This is a genomic window from Phycisphaeraceae bacterium (assembly GCA_019636735.1).
Classification (GTDB): domain Bacteria; phylum Planctomycetota; class Phycisphaerae; order Phycisphaerales; family SM1A02; genus VGXK01.
In genome coordinates, this window is record JAHBWY010000005.1 from 271,911 (window position 1) to 286,656 (window position 14,746).

General features: G+C 67.1%; 12 protein-coding genes. 2 read left to right on the forward strand and 10 right to left on the reverse strand.

Annotation, left to right across the window (positions count from 1 at the left end; all coding sequences use genetic code 11):
- Nucleotides 1-16 precede the first annotated feature (16 nt).
- The 7 genes from KF724_09155 to ccoN are packed head-to-tail and all read right to left on the reverse strand — an operon-like array spanning nt 17 to nt 8,508.
- Entirely contained in the window at nt 17-2,542 is a 2,526-nt protein-coding gene (locus tag KF724_09155; GenBank protein ID MBX3355852.1) for a heavy metal translocating P-type ATPase, read from the reverse strand.
- Complete coding sequence (locus KF724_09160; GenBank protein MBX3355853.1) at nt 2,539-3,360, reverse strand: sulfite exporter TauE/SafE family protein; 822 nt, start codon at nt 3,358-3,360, stop codon at nt 2,539-2,541. Before KF724_09160 ends, KF724_09155 begins: the two co-directional genes overlap by 4 nt.
- On the reverse strand, nt 3,357-3,872 hold the full coding sequence (locus KF724_09165; GenBank protein ID MBX3355854.1) for a FixH family protein: 516 nt from the start codon (nt 3,870-3,872) through the stop codon (nt 3,357-3,359). The genes KF724_09160 and KF724_09165 overlap by 4 nt, the downstream gene beginning before the upstream one ends.
- A complete protein-coding gene (gene ccoG, locus KF724_09170; protein ID MBX3355855.1) occupies nt 3,869-5,323 on the reverse strand; it encodes a cytochrome c oxidase accessory protein CcoG in 1,455 nt (484 codons plus the stop codon). Before ccoG ends, KF724_09165 begins: the two co-directional genes overlap by 4 nt.
- Complete coding sequence (locus KF724_09175; GenBank protein ID MBX3355856.1) at nt 5,316-6,020, reverse strand: c-type cytochrome; 705 nt, start codon at nt 6,018-6,020, stop codon at nt 5,316-5,318. The genes ccoG and KF724_09175 overlap by 8 nt, the downstream gene beginning before the upstream one ends.
- Nucleotides 6,017-6,229: a cbb3-type cytochrome c oxidase subunit 3 gene (locus KF724_09180; protein ID MBX3355857.1), complete on the reverse strand. Its 213-nt coding sequence runs from the start codon at nt 6,227-6,229 to the stop codon at nt 6,017-6,019. Before KF724_09180 ends, KF724_09175 begins: the two co-directional genes overlap by 4 nt.
- Nucleotides 6,226-8,508 (reverse strand): cytochrome-c oxidase, cbb3-type subunit I, encoded by a 2,283-nt coding sequence (gene ccoN / locus KF724_09185; protein MBX3355858.1) that lies wholly within the window; start codon nt 8,506-8,508, stop codon nt 6,226-6,228. The genes KF724_09180 and ccoN overlap by 4 nt, the downstream gene beginning before the upstream one ends.
- A 288-nt stretch (nt 8,509-8,796) precedes the next feature.
- Between ccoN and KF724_09190 the strand changes: the two genes are divergently transcribed.
- A complete protein-coding gene (locus KF724_09190) occupies nt 8,797-9,294 on the forward strand; it encodes an Rrf2 family transcriptional regulator (GenBank protein MBX3355859.1) in 498 nt (165 codons plus the stop codon).
- A gap of 178 nt (nt 9,295-9,472) precedes the next feature.
- On the opposite strand, the gene KF724_09195 is transcribed toward KF724_09190, so the two are convergent.
- The 3 genes from KF724_09195 to KF724_09205 are packed head-to-tail and all read right to left on the reverse strand — an operon-like array spanning nt 9,473 to nt 12,311.
- Nucleotides 9,473-10,972, reverse strand: a complete 1,500-nt coding sequence (locus KF724_09195; GenBank protein MBX3355860.1) for an aldehyde dehydrogenase — start codon at nt 10,970-10,972, stop codon at nt 9,473-9,475.
- Nucleotides 10,969-11,478 carry a hypothetical protein gene (locus KF724_09200; GenBank protein MBX3355861.1) on the reverse strand — a complete coding sequence of 170 codons (510 nt, stop codon included), beginning with the start codon at nt 11,476-11,478 and terminating at the stop codon, nt 10,969-10,971. Before KF724_09200 ends, KF724_09195 begins: the two co-directional genes overlap by 4 nt.
- On the reverse strand, nt 11,475-12,311 hold the full coding sequence (locus KF724_09205; protein MBX3355862.1) for an SDR family oxidoreductase: 837 nt from the start codon (nt 12,309-12,311) through the stop codon (nt 11,475-11,477). Before KF724_09205 ends, KF724_09200 begins: the two co-directional genes overlap by 4 nt.
- A gap of 64 nt (nt 12,312-12,375) precedes the next feature.
- Between KF724_09205 and KF724_09210 the strand changes: the two genes are divergently transcribed.
- A complete protein-coding gene (locus KF724_09210; GenBank protein ID MBX3355863.1) occupies nt 12,376-14,742 on the forward strand; it encodes a protein kinase in 2,367 nt (788 codons plus the stop codon).
- Nucleotides 14,743-14,746 lie beyond the last annotated feature (4 nt).

The following is a 14,746-nucleotide window of genomic DNA, read 5'->3' on the forward strand; positions in this document are numbered from 1 at the left end:
ACCTTCGAGCGTTTGCTCACTCCCTTGTCCGCGTTGAGTGGCTCGCGCCGCCCGGTGCGAAGCGAGTCGCACGAATCGCCACGGCCGTCACGGTCAGCCCGGAGATCGGCATGATGATGGCGGCAAGCAGCGGGTTCATCAGACCCGCGATGGCCAGTGAAGCACCGAGCAGGTTGTAGCCGAGGCTGAGCCCGAAGTTGAGTCGGATGACTCGCCTCGTGCGCTGCGCACCGGCAAGGAGCGACGGAAGCGCGCCAAGTCCATGGCGCGCGAGGCAGACATCGCCCACTTCGAGCGAGGCGCGCGTGCCCGTGCCGAGGGCCACGCCGACATCCGATGCGGCCATGGCCGCCACATCGTTCACGCCGTCGCCCACCATGAGCGTCGGGCCGTCGCCGCTCTCCTTGAGCCGCTCGATCAGCTCGAGCTTCTGCTCGGGGGAGAGGCCGCCCCGCGCCGCGGACTCATCGAGTGACAAGCGCTGCGCCATGCCCCGAACGATCTCCGGGTCGTCACCCGAGGCGATGACCACGCGCCACCCCCGACGCTCCAGCTCGCGCATGACCGGCTCCGCATCGGGCCGAAGAGGATCTCCCACGCCGGCCACGGCCACCACCTCGCCGTTCACCGCGACGGCCACCGGCGTCCACCCACGCTGGGCGATGGACCTGGCTACCTTGCGCCACCGCTCGGCATCGCGAGAGCTGACGGTCCAGTCTGCATAGACGAAGTCCAGACGACCGATCACCACCCTGGCATCGCCGACCCTGCCGAGCATGCCTGAACCTGGAACTTCGCGCTCATGCGTGACGGGCGGTTCATGCCGCGCCGCGCGCGCAGGCGAATCCAAGCTCCACTCGACAATGGCCGCGGCGATGGGATGCGCACTCAGGCGCTCGAGCGACGCGGCGAGCATGAGCGCCTCGGTCGAGCCTTCCACGCACTCCACGCGCATGCGCCCCTCGGTGAGTGTGCCGGTCTTGTCCACCACCAGCGTGCCGCGGCCTGACAATCGCTCAAGCACATCGCCACCCTTGATGAGCATGCCAACTCGCGCCGCCTTGGCGAGCGACGCGACGATCGCGAGCGGCGTCGCGAGCCCCAACGCACAGGGGCAAGTCACGACCAGCAGGGCCACCGTGTGCTCAAGCGCCGCGGCCGGGTCATGCGGCACCCAGAGAACGAAGGTCGCGATCGCGAGCACGACGACTGCGAGCAGAAACCATCCGGCAATTCGATTCGCGTACTCGACGACCGGAGCTCGATGCGATGACGCCTCCTCGACCATCGCGCGGATGCGACCCATGCGGCTCTCGGCTCCGGCAGCCTCGACCGCGACTTCGACCGGGCCCTGGAGCAGTCGCGTTCCGGCCCAGCAGCGATCTCCATCGGCAAGCTCCACCGGACGACTTTCGCCGGTCAGCGCCTGAAGGTCGGCCCACACGCGCGATGTTCCCGCTGGCACGCGAAGTGAACCATCGGCGGGCACCACCTCGCCCGCGGGGACCACCACGATGTCGCCGGCGTGGAGCGCTTCGAGCGGAACCATCTCGACGGTGCCGTCGAGCTTGAGCCGTCGTGCGGCGCCTGGCAGAAGCGCGGCGATCAACTCGACCTGCTCCCGTGCCCGCTTCTGGCTTCGGAACTGCACGAAGCGCCCGGCAAGAAGGAGCATGACGAGCATCGAGAGACTCTCGGCATAGACGCCATCGCCCCCGCGCCAGGTGCTCCACGCACCACCGGCGAGCGCCGCAACCAGCGCCAGCGAAATGGGGAGATCCACATGCGGCACGCGGCTGCGCAGGGCGAACCATGCATTGCGAAGGAGGATCCGCCCCGGAACGAAGACGCTCACGGCCGCAAGACCCAGCGAGATCCACTGGAGATAGGCGCGCGTCGCGGGGTCCATGCCATGGAACGACCCGCCATAGAGGGCGAAGGCGATGCCCATGGTGTTGGCTGAGATGACCGCCGAAGTACCCAGCCTGATGAGCCACGCGCGATCGGCGCGGCGCTGATCAAGTCGTTCGCGGCGATCCCGAAGCGGCAGCACTTCGTAACCGAGGCGGGAGAGCAGCTCCGCGATTGCCGAGAGTTCGATCAGGTGCGGATCCCAGTCGATCTCGATCGCAGATCGCCCCGCATCGACGCGTGCCGAGATCACCCCCGGCCGAAGGCGCGGAAGCGACTCGATGAGCCAGAGACACGCGCCGCATCGAAGGCCGTCGAGGCCGAGCACGACGCGCCGACGCCGATCGTCGACCGCCTCGCTCTGCGCTTCGAGAAACGATGCGGAATCGAGCTCGAGGCGGCGCCGAGGCATCTCACGCGCCGGCGTGCCCACGGCCCCCTCGGCGTCTCGCAGCCGGTAGTAGTCACCGAGCCCGCAGCCGCGAATCAGGCCCCACACGGTGCGGCAGCCGGAGCAGCAGAAGCGTTCACCATTCGCACCGGCGGGAGCGCCGGCTGGGCATGGCTCGCCACAGTGAGCGCAAGGATGCTCCGTGACCTTCGCGTCGGTCATCTCGCTCCGCGCGATCATGGCCCTTCCACCTCTCGGCAGCAGGCGGGAATCTCCTCGGTGGCCTCATCGAGGCTGCGACGCGCGGCGCTGAATGGCTGCTGCCGTGCATCGGCTCCGTGCTCCATGCGATGCGCGGCACGAATCGCCTCGACGCCATGAAGGGCGACCCGCTCGCTCCGCTGCACGGACACCGACACCGTGTGCAGGCCGATGACCACCATCGCCACACCCATCAGTGCCGCAACGCTGCCTCGCCCCATCGAGGCGAGTCGTCCCGCGCCGAGCCCCACCGCGCTCAGGATGGGCACACTGCCCGCCCAGAACGCCACCATGGCCAGCCCTCCGCCGAGCGATGAACCCATGCCTGCGGCCACGGCCAGAAATGCCCAAAGCCATCCGCATGGAAGGGCGACCGAGAGCGCACCGATCATCATGGCTCGAGGCCACGGCTGCACGCGCAGCGCCGCGCGGTGACCCGCTTGAAGAGCCTCGCTCAGCCATCGAGGAGTGCGCGCCTGCGACGCGAATCCGCCGTAGCGCATGAGTAGCGCGACACCGGTGAGGATGACCGCGACACCGGCCAGAATGCCCGCCAGGCGCTGGATCCCGACGAGTTCGCCGCTCAGGTTCAGGATCGCGCCGACGGAGCCCGCGGCCACGCCAGCCAGCGCGTACGCCACTCCACGCGAGAGGTGGTAGCACGCGATCGCGCCCGCTCCCACCGCCGCCCTCGGGCACCCCGCGCAGGACACCGTGGCAAGCGCTCCGCACATGCCCGCGCAGTGGAGGCTTCCCGCGAGGCTCGCGATGAAAATCGCCAGCAGCACTGCGGTCATGACGACCCCGCCTCCGCGGGTGCGTGGAATGCGGCGGGCGCAAGCATTCGTCGAAAGCGCTCCTCCAGGCGATCCTCGCCGCGCTCGATCTCGACGCGGATCTCCCACTGACCGCCGACGCGCACCGGGAAGGCCGTCGTATAACGACCTTCCTCTGACTCGACGCACGCTCGGCGGATCGCAAGATCCGCAGCGCGAACCGGAATCAGTTCCACGCGAACCATCGCCTCGCTGATGGGAATCCCCCACTTGTCGGCAATGGACAGGTCGAGGGTGATCTCGCCCGTCGCTGACGCCACCAGAGACGGAGACACCGTCCAGCGCAGCCGCTCGCCCGCGGTGCGTGCCGCGTGCGACTCATCCCAGTTGAGCGCGCGACGGTAGTAGTCGGGCTCCGCCGCCGTGCCATGATCGCTGAGGGCAAGGCGCACGGCGGTGAACGCGAAGAGCGCATTGCCCAGGAGAAGGATCACCGGCACGAACATCCAGCGATTGACGAGAAGCGACTTCATGGACGACCTCCCAGGGGTTGTTCATCGAGAGGACCGATGAGGCGCAGTTCGGCGTCGAACGAGCGACCTTCGGCATCACGGATCTGCACCAGCAGGGTGCGATGGCCGCGCGCAAACGACGCGCGCGGCGCCACGGCACGGAAGGAGACTTCAGCCGAGTCATGGCCCGGAACTGTGGCGGACAGATCGCCTTCGATCCGAACGGCGGGGTCGAGTGATGCGAGTTCGAAGTGACGCGTTGCGTCGAGTCGATTGTCGATGCGCATGCGCACGGGTGAGGCGACCATGCCGTCGGCGAGCAGCGCATAGGCCACACCCGGCGTGCGCATCTGCACCGCTGCTCCATCGCGCCGCGTGGCAAGAAGGAGCACGAACGCGACCACGAAGGTGACCAGCAGCAGCGGGTAGACCACCAGACGCAGACGGAAGCCGCCCCGCCCCTCTCCTTCCAGCCGGCGCTGGGACGAGTACCGGATGAGCCCGCGGTCGCGACCGACCTTGTCCATCACTTCGTCGCAGGCGTCAATGCACTGCGTGCAGTTGATGCACTCCATCTGCAACCCGTTCCTGATGTCGATCCCCGTCGGGCAGACCTGCACGCACATGGTGCAGTCGATGCAATCCCCCTGCCGATCGGGCACGGCCTGCGCCGTTCCCACTGTCGTGGATGCGGGCGCCACCGCCGCCATCGCGCGCTCCGCGCGACGGATTGGCCCGCGCGGCTCGCCGCGCACGCGGTCATAGCCGACCACGAGCGAATCCCGATCGAGAAGCACGGATTGAAAGCGGCCGTAGGGACACGCGAGTGTGCAGAGCTGCTCACGGAAGAAGCAGAAATCAAAGAGCATCAACCCGGTGGTCGCCGCAAAGACCATGAACGCCGTCGGATGTTCGAGGGGCGAGCCGAGCGTCCAGCCGACCAGTTGATCGGTGCCCACGAAGTAGGCGAGGAAGGTGTTCGCCAGGTGAGCGCTGAGCACCACGAAGGCTGCGTACATCGCGACCATGCGCCACGCTGGCACGGTGGCACCCTTGCGCCCCCACGCCTTGCCCATGAAGAAGCGCTCGATCGGCCGGAAGACGAACTCCAGGTAGACCGTTTGCGGACAACCCCAGCCGCACCACACTCGGCCGAAGATCGCCGTGGCCAGGAAGACCGCGGTGAAGATCGAGAGCATCAGGAGCGCCAGCAGCAGCGTATCTGTGGGGCGGAAAATGCCTCCGAAGAAGACGAAACGCCTCGACACCAGGTCGAGCAGGATCGGAGGTTGCCCATGTATGCGAAGCCACGGAAGGATGGTGAAGAGCGCGATCAACGCCCACGCCACCACAAGGCGCGCCTTCCAGTAGCGACCGCTGGCGGGGCGCGGCGTCAACCAGCGCCGTGAGCCGTCGGCGTTCATGGTCGGAAGGACCCGACCGTCGATCATGGGGAGCGAGATGTCACCCATTGGCGGTGCGGTCTGCCGATACGGCTCCATCCGGTGGCGAAGTCGGCCCACTCTCGTGGCGAGCTGCGGGCTGACCTGCCGCAGGCTTCTCCACCGGCACTGGCGCCGGCCATGGCGCAATGACCTGCCCTTCAGGGGCCTTCGGCGCCGAAGGCGTGGTGCCGCGCAAACTGGCGACATACGCGGAGAGCACCACCATCTGCGGCTGGCTGAAGTTCCTGTTCCACGCAGGCATGCCCTTGTTGATCACGCCATCGTGAATCACTCGGTAGAGGTCGGTCACCTGCTTCACATTGATGAAGCTGTCATCGGTCAGGTTCGGCCCGGTGCCGCCGCCGCCATCCGGTCCGTGGCAGACGCTGCAATTGGCGCGAAAGAGCACGCGACCGATCGACATGAAGGTGTCATCCTTGCTCAGTCGGACAAGCGTCTGTTCATCGGGCTGAATGTCACCGAGGCGCCGTGCCAGCACCGTGAAGAACGCCGCCGTCTCCGAGTCGTAGGACTGTTCCAGCGTCTCACCGGTGCCGAAGGTGTAGAAGACGAAGTACGGCACGCTGAACAGCACCGTCCCCCACATCAGCCAGGTCCACCACTGCGGAAGCGGGTTGTCGTACTCGCGGATCCCGTCGTACTCGTGATCGAGGATCTTCGAGTTCCGCTTGTTCATGTCGTTCATGTCGTTCATGTCGTTCATGGGCGTCGATCTCCCTGGTTCGAAGGCGGAACCCCGCCCGCCGAGTCTGCGTCGTCGTAGTTCTGCGGCTCGTCATCGATGGGAATGCGAGCGTCCTTGTCCCAGCGCCTCTTCGGTGTGAGCCAGATCCACAGGACCACGCCGATGAAGAAGGTCATGGCGACCACGAGGGCGATCTGCGCCCCGATGGAGGTGAAGGCGAGGGTCATGGCCGCTGCTCCAGGCTGCGAGGTTGTTCATCGCTGGGCGACGCGGCCGCCACGGCCGCGGGCGGCGACTCGGGTGGACGATCGAGGTCGGTGCCGAGTCGCAGCATGTAGGCGATCAACGCGATGACTTCGCGATCGTGGTAGCCGGCGCTGCCGCCCTCGTCGACGATGCGGGCCGCGACCTGCTCCGCCTGCACTCGCGCGAGCGTCGCCGCATTCCGCACTGTCTCGTCGCCGTAGGGCACGCCCAGTCGTTGCATGGCTCGCGTCGACTTGACGGCCTGCTCGAAGTCGAGTGGCTTGGTGAGCATCCACGCATAGGCCGGCATGATCGAACCGGGACTCGTGTCGTTCGGATCGTTGAAGTGGCGCAGGTGCCAGAGCGGCGACGGCACGCGCTTGCCCTCGCGGGCGAGATCTGGGCCGATGCGCCGCGATCCCCAGAGGAACGGGTGGTCATAGACGAACTCGCCCGGCTTGCTGTACTCACCGAAGCGCTCTGTCTCCGCGCGAAGCGGGCGGATCATTTGCGAGTGGCAGTTGTTGCAGCCGTTCGCGATGTAGATGTCCCGACCGACCAGTTCGAGCGGCGTGTAGGGCTGGACCGTCGCGATGCGCGGGATGTCGCGCTTGAGCGCAAAGAGCGGCACGATCTCAAAGAGCGACGCGACAATGACCGCGATCGCGACCATGATCGTGAAGAAGAACCCCTTCGCCTCCCAGTTGCGGTGCCAGCGCATCTGGGCGAAGACATCCAGCGTCCGTGCGAAGTTGACGACGCTGCCCTTGGGAAGCGCGGGACCGGGCACCGGCGCCGGCGTCCATCCGCGCGCCAGCGGCGCGGCCTCATAGATGGGCTCTTCGTAGCGGGCTGGAGCGCTGCGCCAGGTGAGAATTACATTGACCAGACAGAGCCCCGCGCCGAAGAGATACAGCGAGCCGCCCACCGCGCGGAACCAGTAGTACGGAATGAGCACGCGCACCGTCTCGAGGAAGTCGGGGTACTGAAGGAAGCCCTCGGCGTTGAAGGCGCGCCACATGAGCCCCTGCGTCAGACCGGCCGCGTAGATCGGAATGATGTAGAGGAGAATGCCGATGGTCGCGATCCAGAAGTGCAGGCCGACCCAACTCGGCTTCGCGATCGGCGTCTGGAAGAGGCGCGGCATGAGCCAGTACGCCATGCCGAAGGTCATGAAGCCGACCCAGCCGAGCGCGCCGCCATGCACATGGGCGATTGTCCAGTCGGTGTAGTGACTCAGCGCATTCACGCTCTTGACCGAGAGGAGCGGTCCTTCGAAGGTGGCCATGCCATAGAAGGTGATGCCCACCACGAAGAACTTGAGGACGGGATCCGACGCGACGCGGTGCCAGGCGCCGCGCAGCGTGAGCAGGCCGTTGATCATGCCGCCCCAGCTCGGCATCCACAGCATGACGCTGAAGAGCATGCCGAGGGTGCTCGCCCACTCGGGCAGCGCCGTGTAGTGCAGGTGATGAGGGCCGGCCCAGATGTAGAGGAAGACGATCGTCCAGAAGTGGACGATGCTCAGGCGGTAGCTGAACACCGGCCGCTCCGCCGCCTTCGGAAGGAAGTAGTACATGAGCCCCAGGAATGGCGTGGTCAGGAAGAAGGCCACGGCGTTGTGGCCGTACCACCACTGCATGAAGGCATCCTGCGTGCCCGCGTAGACCGAGTAGCTGCGAAGCCAATCGGCGGGCATCACGAGGTTGTTGAAGATGTAGAGAATCGCGATGGTCACCACCGTGGCGATGTAGAACCAGATCGCCACATAGAGGTGCCGCTCGCGGCGACGCATGATCGTCCCGAAGAAGTTGATCGCGAAGACCACCCAGACGAGCACCACCGCGATGTCGATGGGCCACTCGAGCTCCGCGTACTCCTTCGACTGCGAGTAGCCCAGCGGAAGCGTGATGGCCGCCGCGGCGATGATCGCCTGCCACCCCCAGAAGTGAATCTTCGAGAGCAGGTCGCTGAAGGTGCGCGTCTTCAGAAGTCGCTGCATCGAGTAGTAGACGGCGGTGAAGATCGCATTGCCGCCGAAGGCGAAGATCACCGCGTTGGTGTGAACGGGTCGAAGCCGCCCGAAGCTCAACCATTCACCGATGTTCGCGGCGGGCCATGCGAGTTGGACGGCGATGATGACACCGACCAGCATGCCCACCACGCCCCAGAAGAGGGTCGCGAGCAGGAACATCCGGGGGGTCTGGTCGTCGTAACTGAAGCGTTCCAGTCCGGGGGACGATTCGTGAGGAGCGTGCATCGTGGGTTCCGAAGGGGTGATGACGAAATGACGAGCCGAATATCGTGATTTCGCTCACAGGCCGAGGAGGCGTGCGGGTGACCACGCCGAGGATCGTTGAAAACTGGCCATTTTTTGAGCGTGGTGGCCTTGATTGCGAATTCGGATATTAGTATCGTTGATTCTGCCTTTGGTCAAGTACCTCTCTTCCAGGATTCAGACCGCTGCGTCGCGGCGACCCGGAACCGTGGGGCGGCCATCACTGGACCAAGGCATGAGGGCCCCCGATCTGGGAGCCTCGGAGGTCCGATGTACGGCAAGCAGACCGAGCGCGCAATTGCGGCCATGAGCCGCCTGGCGGAAGTGTGGGATGGGGGGCTCACCCGCCTCTCCGCGAGCGACATCGCGGAGAACCGTGGTCTTCCTGGACCGATGGTGGCCAAGCTTCTCACCGCTCTCTCCCAGCATGGACTGGTCCGCGGTTCTCCGGGGCCAGGCGGTGGGTACGCCCTCGCTCGCCCGCCGGTTGAGATCACTCTTCAGGAAGTGTGGACCATCTTCGAGCGACCCGATCACAGCCCCAACTGCCCCTTCGGTGGTGGTGTGTGCGGCGTGGGCGACCCCTGCGCCCTTCATGATCGACTGGTGCAGATGAACGACTCGGTGCGGAGCATGCTTCGGAACACCACCTTCCAGATCTTCCTTGATGCGAAGCTCGAAGGTCGTCAGCCCGCGCCGCGCACAATGAAGCCCGACGGCGAGCGCGAGAGCTATCGCGCGCCGCAGGCACGGCATCGCTCTGAGTAACGCGGCACCGTTCCAGAGAGCGCGGCGTCGTTCCAGAGAGCGCGGCACCGTTCCAGAGAGCGCGGCGTCGTTCCAGAGAGTGCGGCGTCGTTCCAGAGAGCGCGGCGTCGTTCCGAAGGGCGCCTCGCTGCCTCCGCCCAATCTCACCGGCGCGCGAGGCGCGCTGACCCGATGCTCATCAGCTCGCCGACGGCGCGCTCCCGATCGACACCGTGCACACCGCGCGCGACTCGGTGAAGAATCGAAGGGCGTCATGTCCCCCTTCGCGCCCGACGCCGGACTCCTTCCAGCCACCAAAGGGCACGCGAAGGTCTCGCACCAGCCAGCAATTGACCCAGACCGTTCCGGCTTGGATCCGTGAAGCGACGCGCTGCGCCCGCGGCTCATCGCCGCTCCAGACGCTCGCGGCCAGCCCGTACCGAACACCGTTGGCGATGTCGATCGCCTCTTCGTCGCTTGAGAACGGAATGAGGGTGGCGACGGGGCCGAAGATCTCCTCCTGGTTCGTCTCACACTGGGGCGGAAGACCTTCGATGAGCGTGGGCTGCCAGAACCAGCCATTGCGGCAGCGCTCGGGCAACGACTCGCGCGGTGGCCGCGCCCCTCCGCACAGCACGCGACCACCGAGCTCCACAGCGCGCGCCACGCTGCGCTCCACCTTGAGAAGGTGCTCCTGCGAAGTGATCGCCCCCTGCTCGGTCGACGCCTCAAGCGGATCGCCCAGCCGAAGCGCGCGAGCGCCCTCGACGAGCGCCTCGCGCACTTGTGGATAGATCGACTGATCCACCAGGATGCGCGAGCCGCAGAGGCAGATCTGACCCTGATTCAGGAACGCACTGCGAAGCACGCCCGGAACCACGCACTCAGTGGTGCTGTCGCCGAGGATGATCGTTGGATTCTTGCCGCCGAGTTCCAGCGAGAGCCGCCGGAACGACGGTGCCGCGGCGCGTGCAATGGCCGCCCCGGTCGTCGTGCCGCCGGTGAAAGTGATGGCAGACACTCCCGGGTGCGCCACCAGCGCCGCGCCTGCTTCCGAGCCGCGACCATGAATGACATTGAGCACACCCGGCGGAAACCCCGCTTCGATCGATCGCTCTGCCAGCATGGTGGCGGTGCGAGGCGTGACCTCACTCGGCTTCCCCACCACGGTGCAACCTGCCGCAAGCGCGGGGCCAATCTTCCATGTGAAGAGGTAGATCGGCAGGTTCCACGGAGAAATGCACGCGGCGACTCCGCCGGCGGCGCGCTGGACAACCGTTCGCGTGCGCCCGCCCGAACCACCCATTGCGGGCGCACCTTCGTAGATGTCCGGCACCCAGTCTCGAACCAGTTCCGCAAAGAACCGCAGGTTCGCGATGGCGCGCGGCACATCCATCGACCGGGCCAGGGAGAGCGGCTTGCCCGTGTCGCGTGACTCGGCAAGCGCGAGTTCCTCGGCGTCGCGCTCCATGATCGAAGCAAGGTTCTCAAGCAGGGCTGCGCGCTCGGTCGCGGGCCGGGCGCTCCACGCGGGAAACGCGCGGCGCGCGGCGGAGACGGCGCGATCGACATCGATCTCGTCCGAGGCAGCACAGCGCCCGATCACGAGCCCTGTCGCGGGCTCATGCACATCGAGCCAGGCGCCACGCCCCGGCGTGCGCATGGCGCCGTCGATGAGATTGAGGCAGGTCTCACTCACGGTGTCCCGACGGGCGCGACCGGCTCCATGCTGACCAACTGGAGCCAGAGGTTGATCGTCTCGCCTTCCGTGGTCAGCACGCGTGCGAGGCCGCCATCCGTGAGCGCTCGATCCCATGGCGTGCGCAGTGTGATGACGACGGAGAAACTCCGACCCGGCTCGACGCGATACGGCATGGCTCCGGGCGCACTCGCCGAGACATGATCCGACGCCGTGACCACGCTCGCAAGGATCACCGCCTGCGATCCGCGATTGGTCAGGGTGAAGGTGCCGGTGTAGCCGCCACCTCGGTTCAAGCGCGCAGGATCAACTTGCACAACCATTCGCCGGGCGCCCTGGAGCGAGCTGCCCGGTGGCATGAAGTCGGCGGAGGTGTCGCGCACGCCCTGCGGCGACGGCGCCGGTGGCGGAGTCTCACACCCAACCGCTCCTAGTAGCAGCGCGAGCACAAGGGTCGAGAGCGCCCGCGCGCTCACCGAGTGAACAACGAACGATCGAAGAGTCATTGCAGCGCCAGCCTTCCTCCGTCGACGGGAATGTTCGCGCCGGTTAGATACGACGCGGCAGGCGAGGCAAGGAACGCCACCACCGCCGCGATCTCCTGTGGTGCGCCGATCCGACCGGCGGGAATCGAGCGCATCGCCTCCTGTTCGACTTCATCCACGGTTGTCCCCGCCCGCGCCGCGCGCCCTTTGAAGAGCGACTCCAGGCGCCCGGTCCGGGTGAACCCCGGCAGCACCGTGTTCACCGTGATCCCGAAGGGCGCAAGTTCCACCGCCAGCGTCCGGCTCCAATTCGCCATCGCCGCGCGAATGACATTCGAGACGCCGAGACCTCGAATAGGCGTGACCACACTCGTGCTGGTGATGGCCACGATGCGCCCGTAGCGCTCCTGCCGCATGCCCGGTGCGAACGACTGCGCGAGGAGCTGCGCCGTGACGAGGTGCTGCCGAAACGCCATCTCGAAGTCGGCGGGCGCCGCATCGATGGCGAACCCTGCGGGTGGCCCCCCGGTGTTGTGGACCAGCACATGCACAGGCCCGAGGCGCGCTTCCCCGTCGGCAGCCGCCGCCAATGCATCAGGCTGAGCGAAATCAACCTGCAGCGTGCGATGGCCGCGCGTCTCACCATCGGGGGTGCATGCCCGAACTTCGCGGAGAACTTTGGCAAGACCATCCTCGTTCCGACCCACCATCGTGACGGCCGCGCCGCGCTCGGCCATGCACAGCGCCACTTCGCGACCGATGCCCTGCGTGGCCCCGCAGACGACGGCGCGACGCCCATCCAGCCGGAAGGGATCGGTGCCCGGAGGATTGGCGGATGGAGAGGCCTGATCCATGGCGCGGACGATAGCACGCCCGCCCCCACGGCCGGCGATCGAGTTGCCGTACGATCCCGACACCGTGGCTGGACACCGCGCCGACTCGCTCGCCGCGCTGATGCGCGAAGCCCTGTCGGTCCCCGCCGGGGAGCGCTCCGCGTGGCTGCGTTCGCGCTGTGCTGGCGACGCGGCGCTCGCGCAGCGCCTTCGAGACGCGCTGCCCACCGAACCTGGTGAGACTCCTGCGCCGTCGCCGCTCCTCAAGCCGCTCGAGTCGATTCCCGAATCGGCACGGCGGATCGGTCCCTACACGCTGCGCGGTGTGCTCGGCGAGGGCACCTTCGGAGTCGTCTACCTTGCGGAGCAGCGCGAACCGATCCCCCGCCGGGTGGCGCTGAAGGTGTTGAAGCCGCAGGTTGCCGGGCGCGAGATTCTCCAGAGGTTCGATCGCGAGCGGCGCTTGCTCGCACGATTGGATCATCCGGGCATTGCGCATGTGCTCGATGCCGGTGTGGCCGACGACGGCCGACCGTGGTTCGCTGTTGAGTTCGTTCGTGGATTGCCGCTGCTTCGCCACTGCGACGAGGCGCGCCTGTCGATCGAGGCTCGCGTGCGCCTTTTCGAAGAGATCTGCCGCGCGGTGCACCATGCCCATCAGTGCGGCGTGCTGCATCGCGATCTCAAGCCCGGCAACATCCTAGTTTCGACCGGTCAGCCGGGCGACGGCACACCCGTGTGGGGTCTGCCGAAGGTGATCGACTTCGGGATTGCCGAAGCGCTTGGCGGCGACGAGGTCCCGGCCAGTTCCGGTGATGGCACCGCAACGGAGACACCTGTCGGCAAGGCAGGTGAGGCCGGCGCCTCAACCTCCTCCACCGGATCGAGCGCACCAGGCGGTGTCGTGGGCACCCTCGAGTACATGTCGCCGGAACAGGCGCTCGGTCGCGATCTCGACCCCCGCAGTGATGTCTTCGCCCTGGGCGCGATTCTCCATCACATGCTCGTCGGCGCGCCTCCGCTGGGCGTGGCCGACGAGGCACCAGCCGACGCGCTTGAAGGTCGCGCCACACCGACGGGCGATCGGCTGCTTGACTTCGTCGATCGCATCAGGAACCTCGACCCGCTTCCACCCTCGGAGGCAGTGAAGCGCCTGCCGCCGGATGAGCGTGAGCGCGTGGCGAAGGCTCGCTCGACGACTCCGTCGCGCCTCGTGCGCCAGCTCCGAGGCGACCTTGATTGGATCGTGGCTCACTGCCTCGCGAAGGATCGATCGGCGCGCTACGACTCGGCGGCAGACCTCGCCGCTGACCTGCGTCGGCATCTCGCCGCACGGCCCATCGACGCGGCGCCGCCCGATGTGCTCTACCGCCTCTCTCGATTCGTGAAGCGACATCAGCGGGCCACCGTGGCCACCGTGATCTCGATCGCGTCGCTGCTGCTGGCGACCGTCTTCGTCGCCGCCGCTCTGCGGACCACACTTCGCGCCCATCATGCGGAGCGGATGGCGAGGCTCCAGGCCGAGCGCGCCAGCGCGGAAGCCTCGGACGCCCTTGGCGCGCTGCTCTCCTTCATCACTCGACTCTCACTCGACAGTGCCGCGGAGGGCGCTGCCGCGTCGCCCGACGAGCTCCTTGCTGCCGCGCGCGAAGAGCTCATTGCTCCGTTCCGCGAGCAGCCTCGACCACAGGCGGAGATTCGCATGGCGCTCGCCAAGGCGATGCTGTCGCTCGATCATCCGCGCGCCGCCGAACGGGAGATCACGGCGGCGATCGCGCTCCTCGGCACGCTGGGTGAGGCGGGCGATGCCGCCATGATCGAGGCGCTTCGGACGCAAGCGGCGATCGCCATTCAACGCGAGCGATTCGGCGACGCAGCGACGACCCTCGACCGCGCCTTCGATCTCCAGAAGCAGAGCGATCCCGACGATGCGGCCGGCCTCGTCTCGCTCTGGTTCGAGCGTGCCCGACTCGGCATTGCGCGCGGCGATGGCGCCGCCGCACGGCGCGCCCTCGTTGAAGCCCGTCGTGCCATCGAGCAGATCCCCGATCCCGCAGCGCGGCGTCGATCGCAGTCGAGCGCCTCGTTCTTCGAGGCGCAGGCGCTCCTGCTCGACGAACGCTGGGAGGAAGCGCTCGCCGCCATCGAGCCGAACCTCGCGTTCAATCGCGCCACGATGCCAGGTCATTGGTGGGTTGCCGAGAGCCGGGCGGTCGAGGCGGCGGCGCTGATCGGCATGGGCCAGGTGGAACAGGGACGGTCCATCCTGAGCGAAGTCGAATCGCCGCTTCTTCGAGCGCTCCCTCCGGGCAGCTCTCCACGGCGGGTCATCGGCGATCTGGTCGCCCGAGCCCTTGCCTCCCAGGGGCTCAAGGCCGAGGCCGAGCGGTGGCGAGCGCTGGCCATCCCCCTCGGGACTGCACGGCGGAACCGCGACGCCGGTGAACCGTGAAGTG